This window comes from Asticcacaulis sp. P2_C5, assembly GCF_056404555.1.
This window is the reverse complement of the sequence record NZ_JBFUDU010000015.1, coordinates 12,824-27,482: the sequence shown is the minus strand read 5'-3', so window position 1 is coordinate 27,482 and position 14,659 is coordinate 12,824. Positions and strand designations below refer to the sequence as shown.

14 protein-coding genes are annotated in these 14,659 nt (G+C 60.0%); 1 reads left to right on the top strand and 13 read right to left on the bottom strand.

What is annotated here, in order from left to right; genetic code table 11:
- Nucleotides 1-9 precede the first annotated feature (9 nt).
- The 10 genes from AC1DXO_RS22220 to AC1DXO_RS22175 form a co-directional block, all read right to left on the bottom strand.
- Nucleotides 10-435 carry a hypothetical protein gene (locus tag AC1DXO_RS22220; protein ID WP_476980385.1) on the bottom strand — a complete coding sequence of 142 codons (426 nt, stop codon included), beginning with the start codon at nt 433-435 and terminating at the stop codon, nt 10-12.
- Entirely contained in the window at nt 432-758 is a 327-nt protein-coding gene (locus AC1DXO_RS22215; RefSeq protein WP_476980384.1) for a DUF190 domain-containing protein, read from the bottom strand. Before AC1DXO_RS22215 ends, AC1DXO_RS22220 begins: the two co-directional genes overlap by 4 nt.
- Before the next feature lie 62 nt (nt 759-820).
- A complete protein-coding gene (locus AC1DXO_RS22210; RefSeq protein ID WP_476980383.1) occupies nt 821-4,063 on the bottom strand; it encodes an efflux RND transporter permease subunit in 3,243 nt (1,080 codons plus the stop codon).
- A 2-nt stretch (nt 4,064-4,065) separates the two neighbouring features.
- On the bottom strand, nt 4,066-5,220 hold the full coding sequence (locus AC1DXO_RS22205; RefSeq protein WP_476980382.1) for an efflux RND transporter periplasmic adaptor subunit: 1,155 nt from the start codon (nt 5,218-5,220) through the stop codon (nt 4,066-4,068).
- Nucleotides 5,217-6,491 carry a TolC family protein gene (locus tag AC1DXO_RS22200; RefSeq protein ID WP_476980381.1) on the bottom strand — a complete coding sequence of 425 codons (1,275 nt, stop codon included), beginning with the start codon at nt 6,489-6,491 and terminating at the stop codon, nt 5,217-5,219. Before AC1DXO_RS22200 ends, AC1DXO_RS22205 begins: the two co-directional genes overlap by 4 nt.
- 65 nt (nt 6,492-6,556) lie before the next feature.
- Nucleotides 6,557-6,967 carry a hypothetical protein gene (locus AC1DXO_RS22195; RefSeq protein ID WP_476980380.1) on the bottom strand — a complete coding sequence of 137 codons (411 nt, stop codon included), beginning with the start codon at nt 6,965-6,967 and terminating at the stop codon, nt 6,557-6,559.
- Between the two features lie 152 nt (nt 6,968-7,119).
- Nucleotides 7,120-7,395: a helix-turn-helix domain-containing protein gene (locus AC1DXO_RS22190; protein ID WP_476980379.1), complete on the bottom strand. Its 276-nt coding sequence runs from the start codon at nt 7,393-7,395 to the stop codon at nt 7,120-7,122.
- Between the two features lie 284 nt (nt 7,396-7,679).
- A complete protein-coding gene (locus tag AC1DXO_RS22185; protein WP_476980378.1) occupies nt 7,680-8,165 on the bottom strand; it encodes a hypothetical protein in 486 nt (161 codons plus the stop codon).
- 15 nt (nt 8,166-8,180) lie between these two features.
- Complete coding sequence (locus AC1DXO_RS22180) at nt 8,181-8,594, bottom strand: acyl-CoA thioesterase (RefSeq protein ID WP_476980377.1); 414 nt, start codon at nt 8,592-8,594, stop codon at nt 8,181-8,183.
- Nucleotides 8,595-8,679: 85 nt separating this feature from the next.
- On the bottom strand, nt 8,680-9,207 hold the full coding sequence (locus AC1DXO_RS22175) for a hypothetical protein (RefSeq protein WP_476980376.1): 528 nt from the start codon (nt 9,205-9,207) through the stop codon (nt 8,680-8,682).
- Between AC1DXO_RS22175 and AC1DXO_RS22170 the strand changes: the two genes are divergently transcribed.
- A complete protein-coding gene (locus AC1DXO_RS22170) occupies nt 9,206-9,505 on the top strand; it encodes a hypothetical protein (protein WP_476980375.1) in 300 nt (99 codons plus the stop codon). The genes AC1DXO_RS22175 and AC1DXO_RS22170 overlap by 2 nt on opposite strands.
- Here AC1DXO_RS22170 and AC1DXO_RS22165 read toward each other — a convergent pair.
- From AC1DXO_RS22165 to AC1DXO_RS22155, 3 genes are read right to left on the bottom strand one after another with little or no spacing between them, the layout of a single operon-like run.
- Nucleotides 9,502-12,348, bottom strand: a complete 2,847-nt coding sequence (locus tag AC1DXO_RS22165) for a conjugal transfer protein TraG N-terminal domain-containing protein (RefSeq protein WP_476980374.1) — start codon at nt 12,346-12,348, stop codon at nt 9,502-9,504. The two genes, AC1DXO_RS22170 and AC1DXO_RS22165, sit on opposite strands and share 4 nt — an antisense overlap.
- A 1-nt stretch (nt 12,349) precedes the next feature.
- Nucleotides 12,350-13,741, bottom strand: coding sequence for a conjugal transfer protein TraH (locus tag AC1DXO_RS22160; protein ID WP_476980373.1), 1,392 nt, complete (start codon nt 13,739-13,741; stop codon nt 12,350-12,352).
- Nucleotides 13,742-13,750: 9 nt separating this feature from the next.
- On the bottom strand, nt 13,751-14,617 hold the full coding sequence (locus tag AC1DXO_RS22155; RefSeq protein WP_476980372.1) for a conjugal transfer protein TraF: 867 nt from the start codon (nt 14,615-14,617) through the stop codon (nt 13,751-13,753).
- Between the last annotated feature and the right edge of the window lie 42 nt (nt 14,618-14,659).

The window sequence follows — 14,659 nt, the reverse complement described above, 5'->3', positions numbered from 1 at the left end:
GGCATGACGTTAGACCCCTTCGTCCATGGGCTGGCTGGTCATTTTCGAGCAGATTTCACGGATGCGCCGCACATGGTCTGCTGCTTTAGGGCCATAGCGCCTGGTCTTTTCAGCGATCAGGCCTCGGCAGTCTGAAGCATAGGCCACCTTGTCAAGGTCGGTGGCCGTCCGCATCGCCCCGCAAAGCCTGAGCATCTGCCTGACCTCGGGGCCTGGGTTGTTCCGCATTTGGCTGCGCCGCCGCTCGCCAGCGCTTTTATATTCCGCGGAATTATGGGTGGGCCATTCCGCCTCGCGATAGCAGGCATAGGCGAGCAAGGTTCGTGCTTCCTTATCCGACTTACCCACCAATCGCTGATCGAGGGATTGCTCCGGTGCAGAGGCGCAACTCACGAGGAAGCTCGCAAGACTTACGATAACTACCAGGCGCTTCATTTTGGCCCCTCATCTGATTTCAGCACTTCCACCGCCTCAAGCGTAATCAGCCCGACGCCTGGAATGTCGTCGATCGAGGCAACGAATTCACGCAGTCGCGTCTCTTCGTCGACGATTTCGATGACGAGCGACTGGTCGTCTTCCAGGATGTGACGGCGCCTCAAATGTGCTTTCCGGCCAAAGCCAACAAGGGCTTGCAAGACTGTGGCGCCCGCTAGCTTGGCATCGCGGGCACGGGTGGCGATGACGGCAAAGACCTTGTTGTCGCCGAAATACGCACTTTCACTGGTGTAGATTCTAAGGAGCTTCATGGTCTGGCTCATGGCCTTACCTTTCAAAATGGAGGGACCACATCCCGGTTTGTCCGCCGGGATGTGGCTTTCAGTTACTCGGCGGGACTTTCAACTGCTGGCATCGCCTGCCGGCGCTTGTTCATGCGCTCGCCCAGTCCCAATACGACCTGCGTAATCGCAGGCAGGACAAGCAGGGTGAGCGCCGTGGCCGTGACCAGGCCGCCGATAACGACGACAGCCAAGGGCTTTTGCACCTCGGCGCCAGTTCCGGTGCCGAGCGCCATGGGGATGAAGCCGATAGCCGGGACGAGACCGGTCATGATAACCGGGCGAACCCGCTCGATCATGCCTTCGGTGATGGCCTTGCTGAGTTCCATCCCGGCTTCGATCCGCTGCCGAATGCTGGTCATGACGACCAGACCGTTCAGCACGGCAACGCCGGACAGGCAGATGAAACCGACCGCCGCCGAAACCGAAAAGGCGATCCCGGTCATGGCGAGCGTAAAGACTCCACCGGCCAGCGCCAGAGGCACCGCGGTGAAGACGGAAATCGCCCGTCCGAATCCGCCCAGGGCCATGAACAAGAGTCCGAAGATGGCGAGGAAGCAGATCGGCACGACAATCGCCAGACGATCCGAGGCTGCCTTCAGGTTCTGGAACTGACCGCCCCACTCCAGGAATGAGCCGGTTGGCAGAGCGACAGCCTCGACCTTAGGCAAGGCTTCGGTCACGAACGAGCCAACATCCCGGCCGCGCACATTGGCCTGAATGACTATCCGGCGCTTCCCGTTCTCGCGTGAGATCTGGTTTAGACCTTCTGTAAAGCGGAATTGCGCCACCTGAGACAGCGGGACTGACCCTCTGGCGTGCCCCCCTTCTTCGGGTAACATGACGGGGAGCGCCTTGAAGGCGTCCAGATCGTTGCGCGTGCTTTGCGGCACACGCACGACGATGTCGAACCGGCGGTCACCCTCGAAAACGAGCCCCGCTTCGCGTCCACCCATGGCCGCCGACACCGTATCGGCGACCTCTTCTACCGTCAGGCCGTAACGCGCAATAGCCGAGCGGTCGAACTGAACGTCAAGCGTCGGCGAACCGGCCGTCTGTTCGGCCTTAACATCGGCCGCGCCTGGGATGGACTGAAGAACGCTGACGATTCTGGCGGCCGAGGCCCCCATCGTGTCGAGATCGTCGCCATAAAGCTTGATGGCGACATCTCCCCGAACCCCAGCGATCAGTTCGTTGAAGCGAAGCTGGATCGGCTGGCTCATCTCATAGGATTGACCAATAAGACGGTTTGTACGGTCTTCGATGCGCCGGACGACATCGGCTTTGGTCTTGACGCCCTTCGGCCAATCCTTTTTCTCCTTCAGAATGACGAAACCGTCGGAGATATTCGGCGGCATGGGATCGGTCGCCACCTCCGCCGTCCCCGTCTTCGAGAACATCAGCTCGACTTCCGGCAGACTGGATACAGCCCTTTCCACGCCCTTTTGCATGGTCAGGGATTCTTCCAGCGAGGTCGAAGGAATACGGCTCGTCGACAAAGCGATATTCTTTTCGTCGAGTTGCGGGATAAACTCCTGGCCCAGCAGCGTGAAGACAAAGCCGGACAACACGAAAATGCCGATGCCGCCGGCGATGAATGGCCACGGCTTAGCGACGGCCTGGTGCAGGACCGGCTCATAAGCCGCCTTGATCTTGCGGATGATCCAGACTTCCTTTTCGGTGACCTTGCCACGGATCAAAAGCGCGACCATGGCGGGCACGAAGGTGATCGACAGGATGAAAGCCGCCGCCAGAGCCAGGATCAGGGTAATGGCCATGGGCGAGAAGGTCTTGCCCTCGACACCGGTGAAGGTGAGTAAGGGGGCAAACACCAGGAAGATGATGGCCTGACCGTAGACGGTCGGCTTGATCATTTCCTGGGTGGCAAGGGTCGTTTCCTCCAGACGCTCCCGCAAGGACAGGATTCGCCCTTGATGATGCTGGCGCTCGGCCAGCCTGCGCAGGCAGTTTTCGATAATGATGACAGCCCCATCGACGATGAGGCCGAAATCCAGCGCGCCAAGGCTCATCAGATTGCCCGACACCTTCATGCCGTTCATGCCGATCGCCATCATAAGGAAGGAGAACGGAATGATCAGAACGGCGATAATCGCCGCGCGGACATTGCCGAGCAGCAGAAACAGAGCCGCTGCGACAAGGATCGCGCCTTCGAACAGGTTCTTTTGAACCGTCTCGACGGTCGCGCTGACGAGTTTGGAGCGATCAAGCGTGGGAGTGACCTTGAGACCCGGCGGCAGGGATTTCTTTATGCCCTCGAGCTTGTCGCCGACGGCCTTGGCAACCGTTCGGCTATTTTCACCGATCAGCATCAAGGTTGTGCCGATGACCACTTCATGGCCGTTCATACTGGCGGCCCCGGTACGCAACTCGCCGCCCAAACGGACAGTGGCCACATCTTTCAGCGCCACAGGCAAACCGCCCCGCGTGGCGATGATGGCCTGATTGATCTCGTCGAGGGACCGGATGCGGGCATCGGCCCTCACCAGGTAAGCTTCGCCGGAGCGGTTGAGGAAGTTGGCTCCGACCGACAGATTGGCCGCTTCCAGCGCCTTCGCGAGTTCCGTGAAGGAAACGCCGTAGGCGCTCAGCTTCACCGGGTCCGGCTCGACGATATATTGCTTCTCGAAGCCGCCGATGGAATCGACGCCGGCGACGCCTTTGACGGTGCGAAGCTGGGGCGAAATGATCCAGGTTTGCACGGTGCGCAGATAGGCGGCACGCGAGACCTCGTCGGTCAGATGATCGCCTTCCGGCGTCAGAAAGCTGCCGTCGGATTGCCACCCGGGCTGACCATCGACGACCTTGGCGCCCTTGCCGTTGGGGTTGGCATAGTCGATGGCATACATATAGACCTCGCCAAGCCCGGTCGTGACCGGACCGATCTGCGGCTGGGTGCCTTCAGGCAGGCTGTCTCTCGCTTGGGCGATGCGTTCGCTGACCTGCTGGCGGGCAAAATAGAGGTCGGTGCCCTCACTGAAGATCGCGCTGACCTGGGAGAAGCCGTTGCGCGACAGGGATCGCGTCGTCTCCAGACCAGGAATGCCAGACAAGGCCGTCTCAATCGGGAAGGTAACCCGCTTTTCAATTTCAACAGGCGACAGGCCAGTGTCGATCGTGTTGATCTGGACCTGCTTGTTGGTGATGTCCGGCACGGCGTCGATCGGCAGTTTGGTCAGCTGCCAGGCGCCGAACGCGCCAATGAGCAGCACGATCAGGAGGACAGCCCAGCGTGCGCGCACGCTAAGCGCCATTAGGTTTCCTATCATGGCTATTCCTCCTCGCCTGCGCCCTTGCCCAGCTCGGCCTTCAGATAGAAGGCGTTACGCGTGGCGATGGACTGACCGGAGGTGAGACCGGCGGTAACTTCGGCTCGGCCGGCGCTGCGTTGGCCGACAGTTACCGGGGTAGCCTTGAAACCATCCTTGGTTCTGACGAAAACGACATCGCGGCCGTTTACTGACTGTACCGCCTCATCCGGCACGACGATCGCTGTCGATTGGCTTGTGACCGCCGGGAAAAGTCGTGCCCGCACAGAAAGTCCAGGCTGAACCCCGCCGCCGCCAACAACATCGAGCACGGCCGTTGCGGCTCGCGTTTCAGCGTTGAGCGAGGGCGTGACTGAGCGTACCCGGGCTTCAAGCGTTCGGCCGTCCGGCATGTCGATAACCGCGCGGTCGCCGGCCGCCACCCGCGGCATATCCGATGCCCCGATCGCCGCCTCGATCTGAACCAGGTTTGGATCCGAGACTCGGAATAGCTCGGTCTCGGGCTGAACAAAGGCGCCAAGGCTGGCCGTGCTCGACGTGACCTGTCCGGATATTGGGCTGGCAACGATGACACCGTGCCCGTCGGAGGTAATCCGTGCCGCCGAAGCCGCCGACTGGGTGCGTGACACCTCGGCTTGCGCTGCCGCGGCATCCGCCTGAGCCCGCTCGTAATCGACTCGCGCCGAAACGCCCTGGTCCATCAGGGTTTTCTCCCGGGTCAGGTTGGCTTGAGCTACACGGGCACGGGCTAGCGCCGTCGTGCGGTCCGCCGCGATCTGGCCGGCATCCCGGCTTTCAATCAGGGCCAGGGCTTCGCCGGCCTTCACCGGATCGCCCAGACGTTTGTAGATACGCGATATCGACCCTGCGGCTCTGGCGGTCAGCGCCGCCTGGCCATTGGGTGTTGCCACCACCTGCGCCTGCGTGATGATTTCCGAGGACAGTCCACCGGCACTAATCGTGTCCACGGCGATATTGGCAGACGTGATCGCGTCTTGTGACAGCTTCAAGTCGTCAGTTGCTTTTTCTTCGACAGCGGCCGGTGCCGACGAAGCCGGCTTGTCGGCGGTGCAGCGCGCCAACCCAAAACCGCCCGCGCCGACAAGGACCAGCGCAGCAGCGGCAGCGCCATAACGATATGCTTTATTCAATTTCATGACTTGTCTCCCGAACCCTGCGGGTCTCCGAATGGGGTAACGCCGCGCAGCCGAGCGAGTTCGGCTTCAGCATTGAGACGATCTTCTCTGGCCTTGAGCGTTAGATTGCGAGCATCGGTGAGGGTGCGGCGAGCGTTCAGCACTTCGCTCAACGGCAGTTTGCCAGCTTCGTAACCGATGCGGGTAAGCCTGTAGGCTTCCTGGGCGGTTTGTTCGCTATCGTGAGCGGATTTGACGCGCGTGAAAGCTGCCTGAAGGCGGGCAGTTGCCGACTGGATATCCGCCTGGGCGTCCAGGCGGGCTATGTTGACCCGCTGGTCGGCCGCCGCCAGTTCGGATTGTACCGAGCTGATATTGCCGCGATTACGATCAAAGATCGGAAAGGGCACGGATACCCCACCTACGAGGGCGCGGGAATCGTCGGCCGCCAGGCGCCGGACGCCAAGCGAGACGGTAACATCCGGGGCCGAGCGGGTCTGCTCAACGCGAACACGCTTGGCCACTTCATTGCGCTCGGCCTGCGCCACTAGATAGGCAGGGCTGTTCAAAGGATCGCCCGGCGCAATCGGCTCGCCACGGTCGGCGTGTGCGAGAAGGCTATCGGTAATCGAGGTGAACGGAACAGGCGAATCCACCATGGCCGTGAGCCTAGCGAAGGCGCTGCTTCGATTGGCCTGGGCTTCATCGACATCGGCTCGGGCGGCTTCCACCCCTGACCTGGCCTGCACGGATCGCAGATCCGCTTCCTTACCGGCCTTGACCATCGCGTCGGCAACGCGCGCATCGTCTTCCGCCAGGGCCAGCGAGTCCTTCGCGAGTTGGAACCGTATATCCGCAGCTTCCGCGGCAGCATAGGCTTGCGCCAGATCAAACGCGAAATCGCTCTGCGCCTGAGCGGCCTTGGCTCGGGCCACATCGAGGCCGGCGCGACCGGCTTCGACGCGCGCGCCGCGCTTACCGCCCAGTTCGATGGTCTGCTCGATCGCAGCCGTCGTCTCGGCACTTCGGCCGCCGGAGTAAGGTCCACTACCGCCAAAATTCTCGACGGTCACATTGACCGTTGGGTTGGGAACCGCCCGGGCCTGACGCGCCAGGCCTTCGGCTTGTCCAATAGTCGCTTGTGCCTCTTTCAGGCGAGGAGCAGCCTGTGCCTGTCGGAGCAACGCGGAAAACGCGGGCGCCGGGTCGGCCAGCGCGAACGTGGGAGCGAGCACAATCGCGCTCGCGCCAAGGAGCAGCGCCCTGAGCGCAACTCCGGTATGGGATGTCATGATAAAATAACCTCGAAAATGAAACCAAAAGCGCCCGCGACGGAGCGCCACGTCGAGCGTGTTGATTAGATTTTCGGAGGCTGGTCGGCCTGGGAGGGATCGATGCCCTGCATCCGGGCGACGGACGCCGGACCGAACGACGAGACATAGGTCACACCTGGACCGGCACTTTCGGCGTCAAATGCGACAGTTCCAGAAGGTGTTTCTGAATAATGGTGGTGGTGGTTCATTTCGAGGAGGTCATTCCCCTCCCCGCCGTCGTCATGCACTTTGCCCGCTACGCAATCCTTGTCGCCGGGCTCACAATTGCAGACCCAGCCCCCATCGGGCAGCTGGGTGTCACCGCAGGCCATATGTGCAAAGACAGCAACGTTGGCTTGAGCCGTAGTCGCCCCCATACCGAGCGTAAGGGCAATGGACAGCAAGGCTGCCCATGTCCAAAGCCGCGACAAGAAGGTTTTCGACACCAGTTTCAAAAATTCGATCCAAGGCGTGCTGGACACAAGGGCCCAAGTTCAGCGAAATAGGTTACGATCAGGTGTCTCGTGTTGAACCTTGAAGTAGGTACAGAGTCAAGGCCGCTTTCGTCCACCGCTATGGTGCCCGTCCATCGGTGGAGAACAAGGACCTATAGGGCAGCCCAGTCGTCCAGACCCTTACCCGGCGCGTAACCTTCGAAAAAGAAGCGCACTGGTACATCTAGGATCACGCTTAATTCAAAGATCATCGCAGCACCGATTCGGCGACGGCCCGCTTCCATGTCGCGATAATCTTGAAGTCCAACCCCGGCACGATAGGCAACATTGTCTTCGGAAAGCCGAAGCAAGGTCCGGCGGCCGCGAACGCGCGCGGCAACATACATGTCCACTGATCGTAATTGCGAATGCGGGTCCAAGTCCGGCACGGCTAACTCCGGCTCCTGCGGTTCGCCCCCGCATTGAGCCTCGAATGATCCTGGAGATCGGGGAGTTAGAAAGCCGAGTATCACCACGGCCCCTGTGGCCTTTAGCCGAGGGCCTGTTGCATACGCCACAGGCTCCCCGACCATATAGGTCAAAGGAGACTTGTGCCGGAATGGCCGGCAGCAACCAGTGATACATTGGGCTTTCTACGACCCAGGGCCGCGCGTACGGCCCCAGGATCGATATAAGGGAAATCCGTCGGAAATTACATAGATTTTTCGGAACGTCAGGCCTTGGCTCGCCAGTCTTCGATCAGCCGGCCGCCTTTTTCATTCTTGCTCGCGGACAGGGCGTGAAGGGCAGAGCCCATAACCATGCCATAATAGCCCATCGCGTCCAGCGAGAGCTGGGCGAGACCTTGGGAATGAATGAAGTTTGTAAGGCCCCAGTATCCACGCAGGAACGAAGCCAGGTTCTTGTCCGGAACCTGACGCCAGCCTTTAAGGCCGACGGCATGATGGCAGTAGTCCTCAAACGACCATTGTAACGACCATTCGAAATCACGATCGAGTCGGTCACCGGTCGCGGCATCGTAAAGGCCTTCCAGCGTCTTGCAGGGGTCGTCGTACTGGTAAAAGTAAAACCTTCCAACAGACGAGAAGACGCTCGGGAACATGCCCCGAACCACACCGAAATAGTCCTCGATGGCCGCAAGCGTGTTTAACCGCCCCGTCGCCGTAAAGGGTGTCGGTTCCTCCCGATCAGGTATCATTACCCCTATCCTCCCCTATCCTGATATGATCGGCGCCTCGCCGCCCAAATCCTTCCTGAGACTGTCGAAAAAGTCGCCCCGAGTGACGCGGCTATTCTTCAGGCAAATAACATCGGTTGACGCTACGGCACATTGGATTTCATCCGCCGCACGAAGGATGACCTGATGGAAGCGAAGTTTCGCGCCGTGGCGGTCTGCAGACAGCCGAATGAGGACTTCGTCACCGGACCGCAATGATGCCGTGAAGTCGAGCGTCATGCGGGACACCATCAGGTGCAAGCCTTGGTCGACCAGCTGCCCGTATGCGAAGCCGTGCGCTTTCAGGAAGAAGCTGCGCGCATGCTCAAGGTAATTCACGTAGACCGCATGGTTGACGACGCCCTGACTGTCGACCTCATACTCACGGACCTGAAACCTGACTTCGAGCATTCACCGTTCTCCAAAAGGCCCTGAGTGCCAATCCTCGCCGAAGGCGTCAACCCTGGAGCCCTATGGAACACTTGCATCAGTGAAATTACGCCGCGGCCAAGGTTCTTGGCTTCATGACCATGGTGGGATTCTTCAGCTCGAAATCGTCAGGCAACGAGATGACCAGAGCGTCGTTTTCGATGGCGGCTTCACATTTGCGCGAATACTTGCCGGTCGAGACAAGCTGCCGAACCGAAATTTCGGCGCCCCTGGCCTTCTTGTCGTGAATGTCCCAGCCGGCACTGGCAGGCACGAGGCGGACCCGCTTCTTTCCAGGCGCCATGCTGACCTGGATTTTCACACGCTTTTCCTTCCACTTGAGCTTGTCGAGAAGCTTCGGATCAAGCCTGATCTGCAAGGCCGTGACGCGGGTCACGACCTTAACGCTGAGATCAAGTTCATCGTTCGGAACTAGGTCATTCCAGTCCATATTAATCCATCCTTTCATTTTGATGGTTGGCGTGGCTACAGAGCCACAAGTTTCTGATTCAACGAGTGTTTTAACTATCAGGCCCTTGTGATATTCGCCTGTTTGGGCTACGAACAAACCGTGATCGTCCGGGAGGTTGTCCATGGGAAACAAGTCTTCAAAAACCAGGGGAACTGAAGTTCTTCCCGGTGTGATTCTTACGCCTGAGGCCCAGTCCATTCTCAATCGACAGCTGAGCCGCAAGATTGTTTGGGGATACAAGGGGACGAGGTTTTTCTTGATGGCGCTGGCGCTGTTGCCTTTATTGGTCTCAGCTGTTTTCGCATTTGTCGCTATCCGTTCCGGCGTTTTATCCTTTCGGTCTGTTCTTGTAGGGCTTGTTTTAATTGGCGGACCGCTTGCCATCTCAGCCTGGCTTTTCAGCCGCGCCCGTCGGTATTAGTTGTCACTCTTCTTCCCCGTTAATCCGTCCCAGGTCTTCTTTGCCGCGTGGACAACCTTCCCACCCGTCTGTACGGTTTGATCTGTGATGTTAATGTGCTCTCGGACTTGCTGATCGCCGAGGTCTTGCTCGGCTTGCGCTACGCCGGTTTGAACCTTGTCTGACGTGTCCTGCGCCAAGGCATTTCGACTATCGAACGCCGCAGCCTGCCGGCTGCCGGCCAGCGAGGGCACTGGAACCCCCTGCCAATCCGAGTTCGGCGGCTGCGCGGCGGCGGATTTTCTTCTTCCGCTGCGCGGCTTGGCTTGTGCTGGCGCGGCGGACTGCGGACGTAGCGGAGCATCGGTTGAAGCGATATCCGTCGCCCTGGCAGCGTCCGCCAAGCTTCCCTTGACTGGGGCAGCATTCTCTACCGTAGGCGCGGCGAAATATTTGGCCGCCAGGCTTTCGGCCTGCAGGCCATTGTATTCCTGGGCGAGCGCCATGCCTTGCTTAAGATCCTGAGGGTTGGCGCCGACCCAGAGCCGACGTGCGTCCGAGACGGTCAGTCCCTTGCCCTGGATCATCCAGTTGAAGAAGGCTGTGCCTTCGTTGCCTGAGACATTTTCGCTTCCATTGCGCACATTGCTGGCATCCTCGGACAATCGTGTGCCAGTCGCACGGAGCTTCGTCGCCGTGTCGGTTATCGACTGAAGCGACGAGAAGCTCGTGGAGTCGACATGGCGGGCGCCCCGGTCGGTTGAATGCGACCGGTCGTAAGCCGATCGCGCCGCGTCCGTGCTGACCCGGTTATGGGTATCACTGATGTCCGTTGAGAGGGACTGGGACAGCGAAAACCCGCGCTCGTTGGACTTGGACTGGGTCGCTGTAGTGGACGCGTCCTTTGACGCCTCGCCTTTCACACCCGCCTTCGCCGAAGCGAAGCCGACATCTCCGCCGGCTTCGGCTTGCGCATAGGCCGTCACACCGGCACGTGTTGCCTCGGCATCGGCTTCGGATTTACTCAGGCCGTGCGACGTCTGGTAATAGCGCGAGAGTTGCTCGAGATCGCTGATGACGCGTCCGGTCGATGCCTGTTCTTCGCTCGACATACCGGACAAATTGACCGTGCCATCGCTCCAGCCGCGGAAAACCTCGTCCATGATCGATTTAGACCGTGTTCGTCCGACGCTCACCGCATCGGTCAGCGACTGACTGTCATCCAAATAGCTCTGCGAAGAGCGCGACAGAATCTGGCTGAAGCCTTCCTGCCTGGCAAGGTCGAGTGCTCCCGAACTCAAGGCGGCGTTCGCCACGGTCAGGCCGTTAGAAAAGCGGCTCAAGGTGACGCCATCGCCGCCGACGACCGTCGCCCGCGACGAGTCTTCATACCGGCTGGTCACATGCTGGTTGGCGTTGACATTGTCCCAGCTATGATTGTCGATGGCGGTATTGCCGAGGCTCCAGTTGCCGGAGGTCAGCGAGGAGGATGCGCTTTCCGCGCCGGACCGGAAATTGCCAAGAAGCGCTTCGCCCTGCGCTCCGACCGCCATCGCGCCCTTGGTCAGGAGACCGGCGAGAACCGGGATCATGAGCATCATCGATCCGGCCAGCGTGCAAACGTCCTGGTTTGCCTGGCTGGCCGCGTCGAGCGTCAATGCGTTGAAGACGTGTGTGTTGCCGGCGCCGAATGTGGCTTCGGACATGTGGCTGTAGGCGTTGGACATCATGACCTTATGGAGGATCACGTACATGGGTCCCCAAAGCTGGAGGTAGACGAAACCGGCCAGATAGCCCTTGACCATTTCCACGCCGATCTTTGGCAACAGGAAAAGCGGGAAGATGACGGGGAAGATTCCGATGAAGAGAAGCTCGATCACGATCTTCAGGTTGACGACCGCCTTTTCCGCTATGACGCCCAGGAGCTTCTGCGTGTTGTGGGTCTGGAGCTCGGCCATGGTCGCGCCCAACACACCGGTCGAGTCCCCCATATAGCCCTTCAGGCTGTCGTTGAGCATATTACGAGCGACCGCCTGCTTTACGATCGTAAGGGCGTTTTGGCTGGAACCAATAGCGGTCGAGGCCACGTTCGAAACATTGGCTTCCTCGGCCACCATGCCGGCTTCCACGGCATCCGGGTCGATCGAGGCCACAAGGTATTTCTGAACGCTTGGCAGGTCACCCTTGAAATCCGTATCCACGGCTGTTGCGAAATCGGTGCAGGCCTTAAGCGAGGTCGAGCCGTCCGTATTGGTGTAGCTGCCCATGCGGGCCGGATTCGCCGTGGCAATCAGCGTCTGCCACATGTCGGCCGACCGGCTCAAAGTGTCGATCGGCACGGTGTTGTCCTCGATATCGTAGAGCGCGCAGTCCTGGAGGTACGCCCGCATGTTGAGCGCCGTGCGCTGGTCGGACGGCCGAAGCGCGTCGATCTTGGCAAACATCTTCGCCCCGAAGATCATCCCATGGGAGGAATAGGCGCTGTCAGCGGGATCACCGAAGGCCGTCTCGGTCAATTTGATGATGCGGTCGCCGACCTGGCTGACCAGCGATGCCGAGACGCCGACACCGAGCGGCACATTCGCGACGGAGGGATAGACTGCGGCCGGGTTCAGCCTGTCTTCCACCTGGACCGTGACTTTGGGCACCCACAAGATGCCGTAGAGAATGACCGCGAACATGTACCAACGAAGTATGGCGCCGATGTTGAAGTCCGTCACCGCTTTGACGATCGCCATCACTACGCCCAGAACCAGGACGAGACGGATCAACGAATCCATCGCGTTGGCACCGGACATCAGCGCCACCGCGTTGAAGATGTCGTGGTAGAGCGAGCCCGAACCGTAAGTCCTGAATTCCCACATATCAGCCCGCCGTCTTCGAACTGGTGTAAAGGATCGACTGTGCCAGACGCGAGGTCGTATCGGCCGCGATATCTTCCTCGAACATGCGCGTCCGCGCGATCAATTGCTGTACGGCCGTGATCCGGTTTTCAATAAGTTGCTGACGTTGATCCAACCGGGCGATGATCTCGTGCATATTGGCGCGCCACGCCGTCGTCGTGTCAGCGTCTGTGCCGATGACGTTGTCCGAGGCCGCCGCGACCGCGTGCAGGTTGGCCTCCATCCAGCCGATCAGGATGTCGGTGGCGATGGCGTCGGCATACTTGTCCATCTCGGCCGCGGCGAGGTCTTTGTTCGCCGCCACCTGGACCGAGGCAATTTTGTAAAGTGGGATCGTGGCGAGGCCGAGAAAGTCGACTTCCTGTGAACTCAACGCCTGCTTTGCAATGATCTTGCCGACGATCGAGTCGATCAGTGTCGTGACTTTTTTCTTGAGACCTGAAACGTTGACGGTTTCGCCGTAGGCAACGACCGACAGGCATGGGTCGTCGTTACAATGGTGGATCTTGAGCGTGCCACCGTCGAGCAGGGTCGAAATCATTCCGTCACTGTCGGCGTCGGCTTCCAGGGTCTGGATGTTGGGCGAGCCGTCCTTCGACGTGACGATGGTCGTCCCGGTCAAGGTCATGATCGTTTCGGCAAGTTGTCGGTCCCCTGAAAACAGGGGATGCTTCATCACCGCTTCCCACGCGACATTGCGATTATAGGCCTGCTGCTGTCGCACGTCGTCCGAGGCGCTGTTGATGGTCGATTCCGCCTCTCCCCCAAAGCCGCACGCAGCCCGGGCCGCCGCTTCATCCGTATATCGGCCCTGCTGAAGGCCGATTTCCATGCATGACTTGAGCGCGCCCGACGGCAGGGCGTTGACGGCGCCATTGACGAGCTGCTGCGCCGCTTCGCATGAGTTGATGGCGCCGAGATTGGCCTTCTGGACGATGTTGAACATCTGCTCGATTTCGTTGCCGAGCAGTTCGGACAGGCTCTTGACCGCCATCTGGAACAGCAGACCCACCGCGTTCTGCCCAATGGCCTTGAACGTCGCCACGATCTGGTCGGTATTGATGATCGAGAAGCTGCCGCCGTAGATATCGATGCCGCCACAACCAGCTTTTACCGACGGCAGGGAGACCGAGCTGATCTGGGTGTTGTATTGTGGAGCGCGGTAGGAATAGTTGCCGAGCGTGTAATAGCCGGCCTCCTGGCCCTTGTAGGCCGAAGGCCCCGCGCCGTTGGAGCTCGACAGACTGTCATTCCAGAAACTGTCCATGCTGCCGTCAACGCCGGCGGCAGCGGAACTGACGCCGCCAAGGACGAGGGACAGCGAGGTTATGACGAGGAGGATGGTTTTCAGCATGATGACACCTCAGAAGTCCTGACCCGGCTGGGTCGCCAGGGTGATGAACAAACGGTCGGCCAGTTCGTCGACGGAAAGAATGCCGGCCCCCAGATAGGTCAGGCAGCCCTTCGGGTTTTCACACGGGCGTAAAGTGAAGACCTTGCCGTCCGAGACGGTCACGGTCGTGGGACGGGCGCGGCCCGCTGCGTCGAGGCTTGGTTTCTGGAAGATCATGTAGGCCGGCGTTACAGGTTGGGTTATGCCCCACGCCTTGAGCTGGCCACGGTCCACCACGAAGTCCGCGAATTCCGGATTTGGCGCGCCGTCGGTGGAGATCGGCTTGATCTTTACGCCGAAGCGCTGACCGAACGCCCGCACGATTGGGCTCGCCGCGCGACAAGGCGCGCAGGAGCCGCGATAGATGTAGAAGATGCCGATCTGGTCATAGATCCCCCGAAAGAAGAGGTCGCGATCGGTATTGCGCGTGTCGACCCACTCGGTCTTTGCCACGTCACCGATCGGCCGCTGGAGCGTGTAATCGAGATTGGGATCGGACCAGACCATTCGGCGGGCGACGTCGGCGAAGGTTCCGGATTTGGCCATGGTCTGCTGCTCGAACGCATAGTACCGGCGGACGTTTTCGTCAGTCGGGTTCCACACGGCAATCAAACGAGCCCGCTCCATATCGGCCTTGAATTTCTCTGCGGCCGCCATGTCCTGGTCGTCGGCTCGCGCCGCTCCCGCCGGCATTTGCTCAGGAGCCTGCGTCTCCGGCGCGGTCTCGTCGTCATGGCAGTAGAACCATGTGCCGAGGTTCCGGTCACAATAGCTGTTGGCATGACCAGTATCAGGGGCCTGCGCCGCAGTTTGGATAGTTGATTGCTGGGCTGCCACGGGCCCGGGCGCCGCCAGGACGACTATGGCAAGCATTGGACA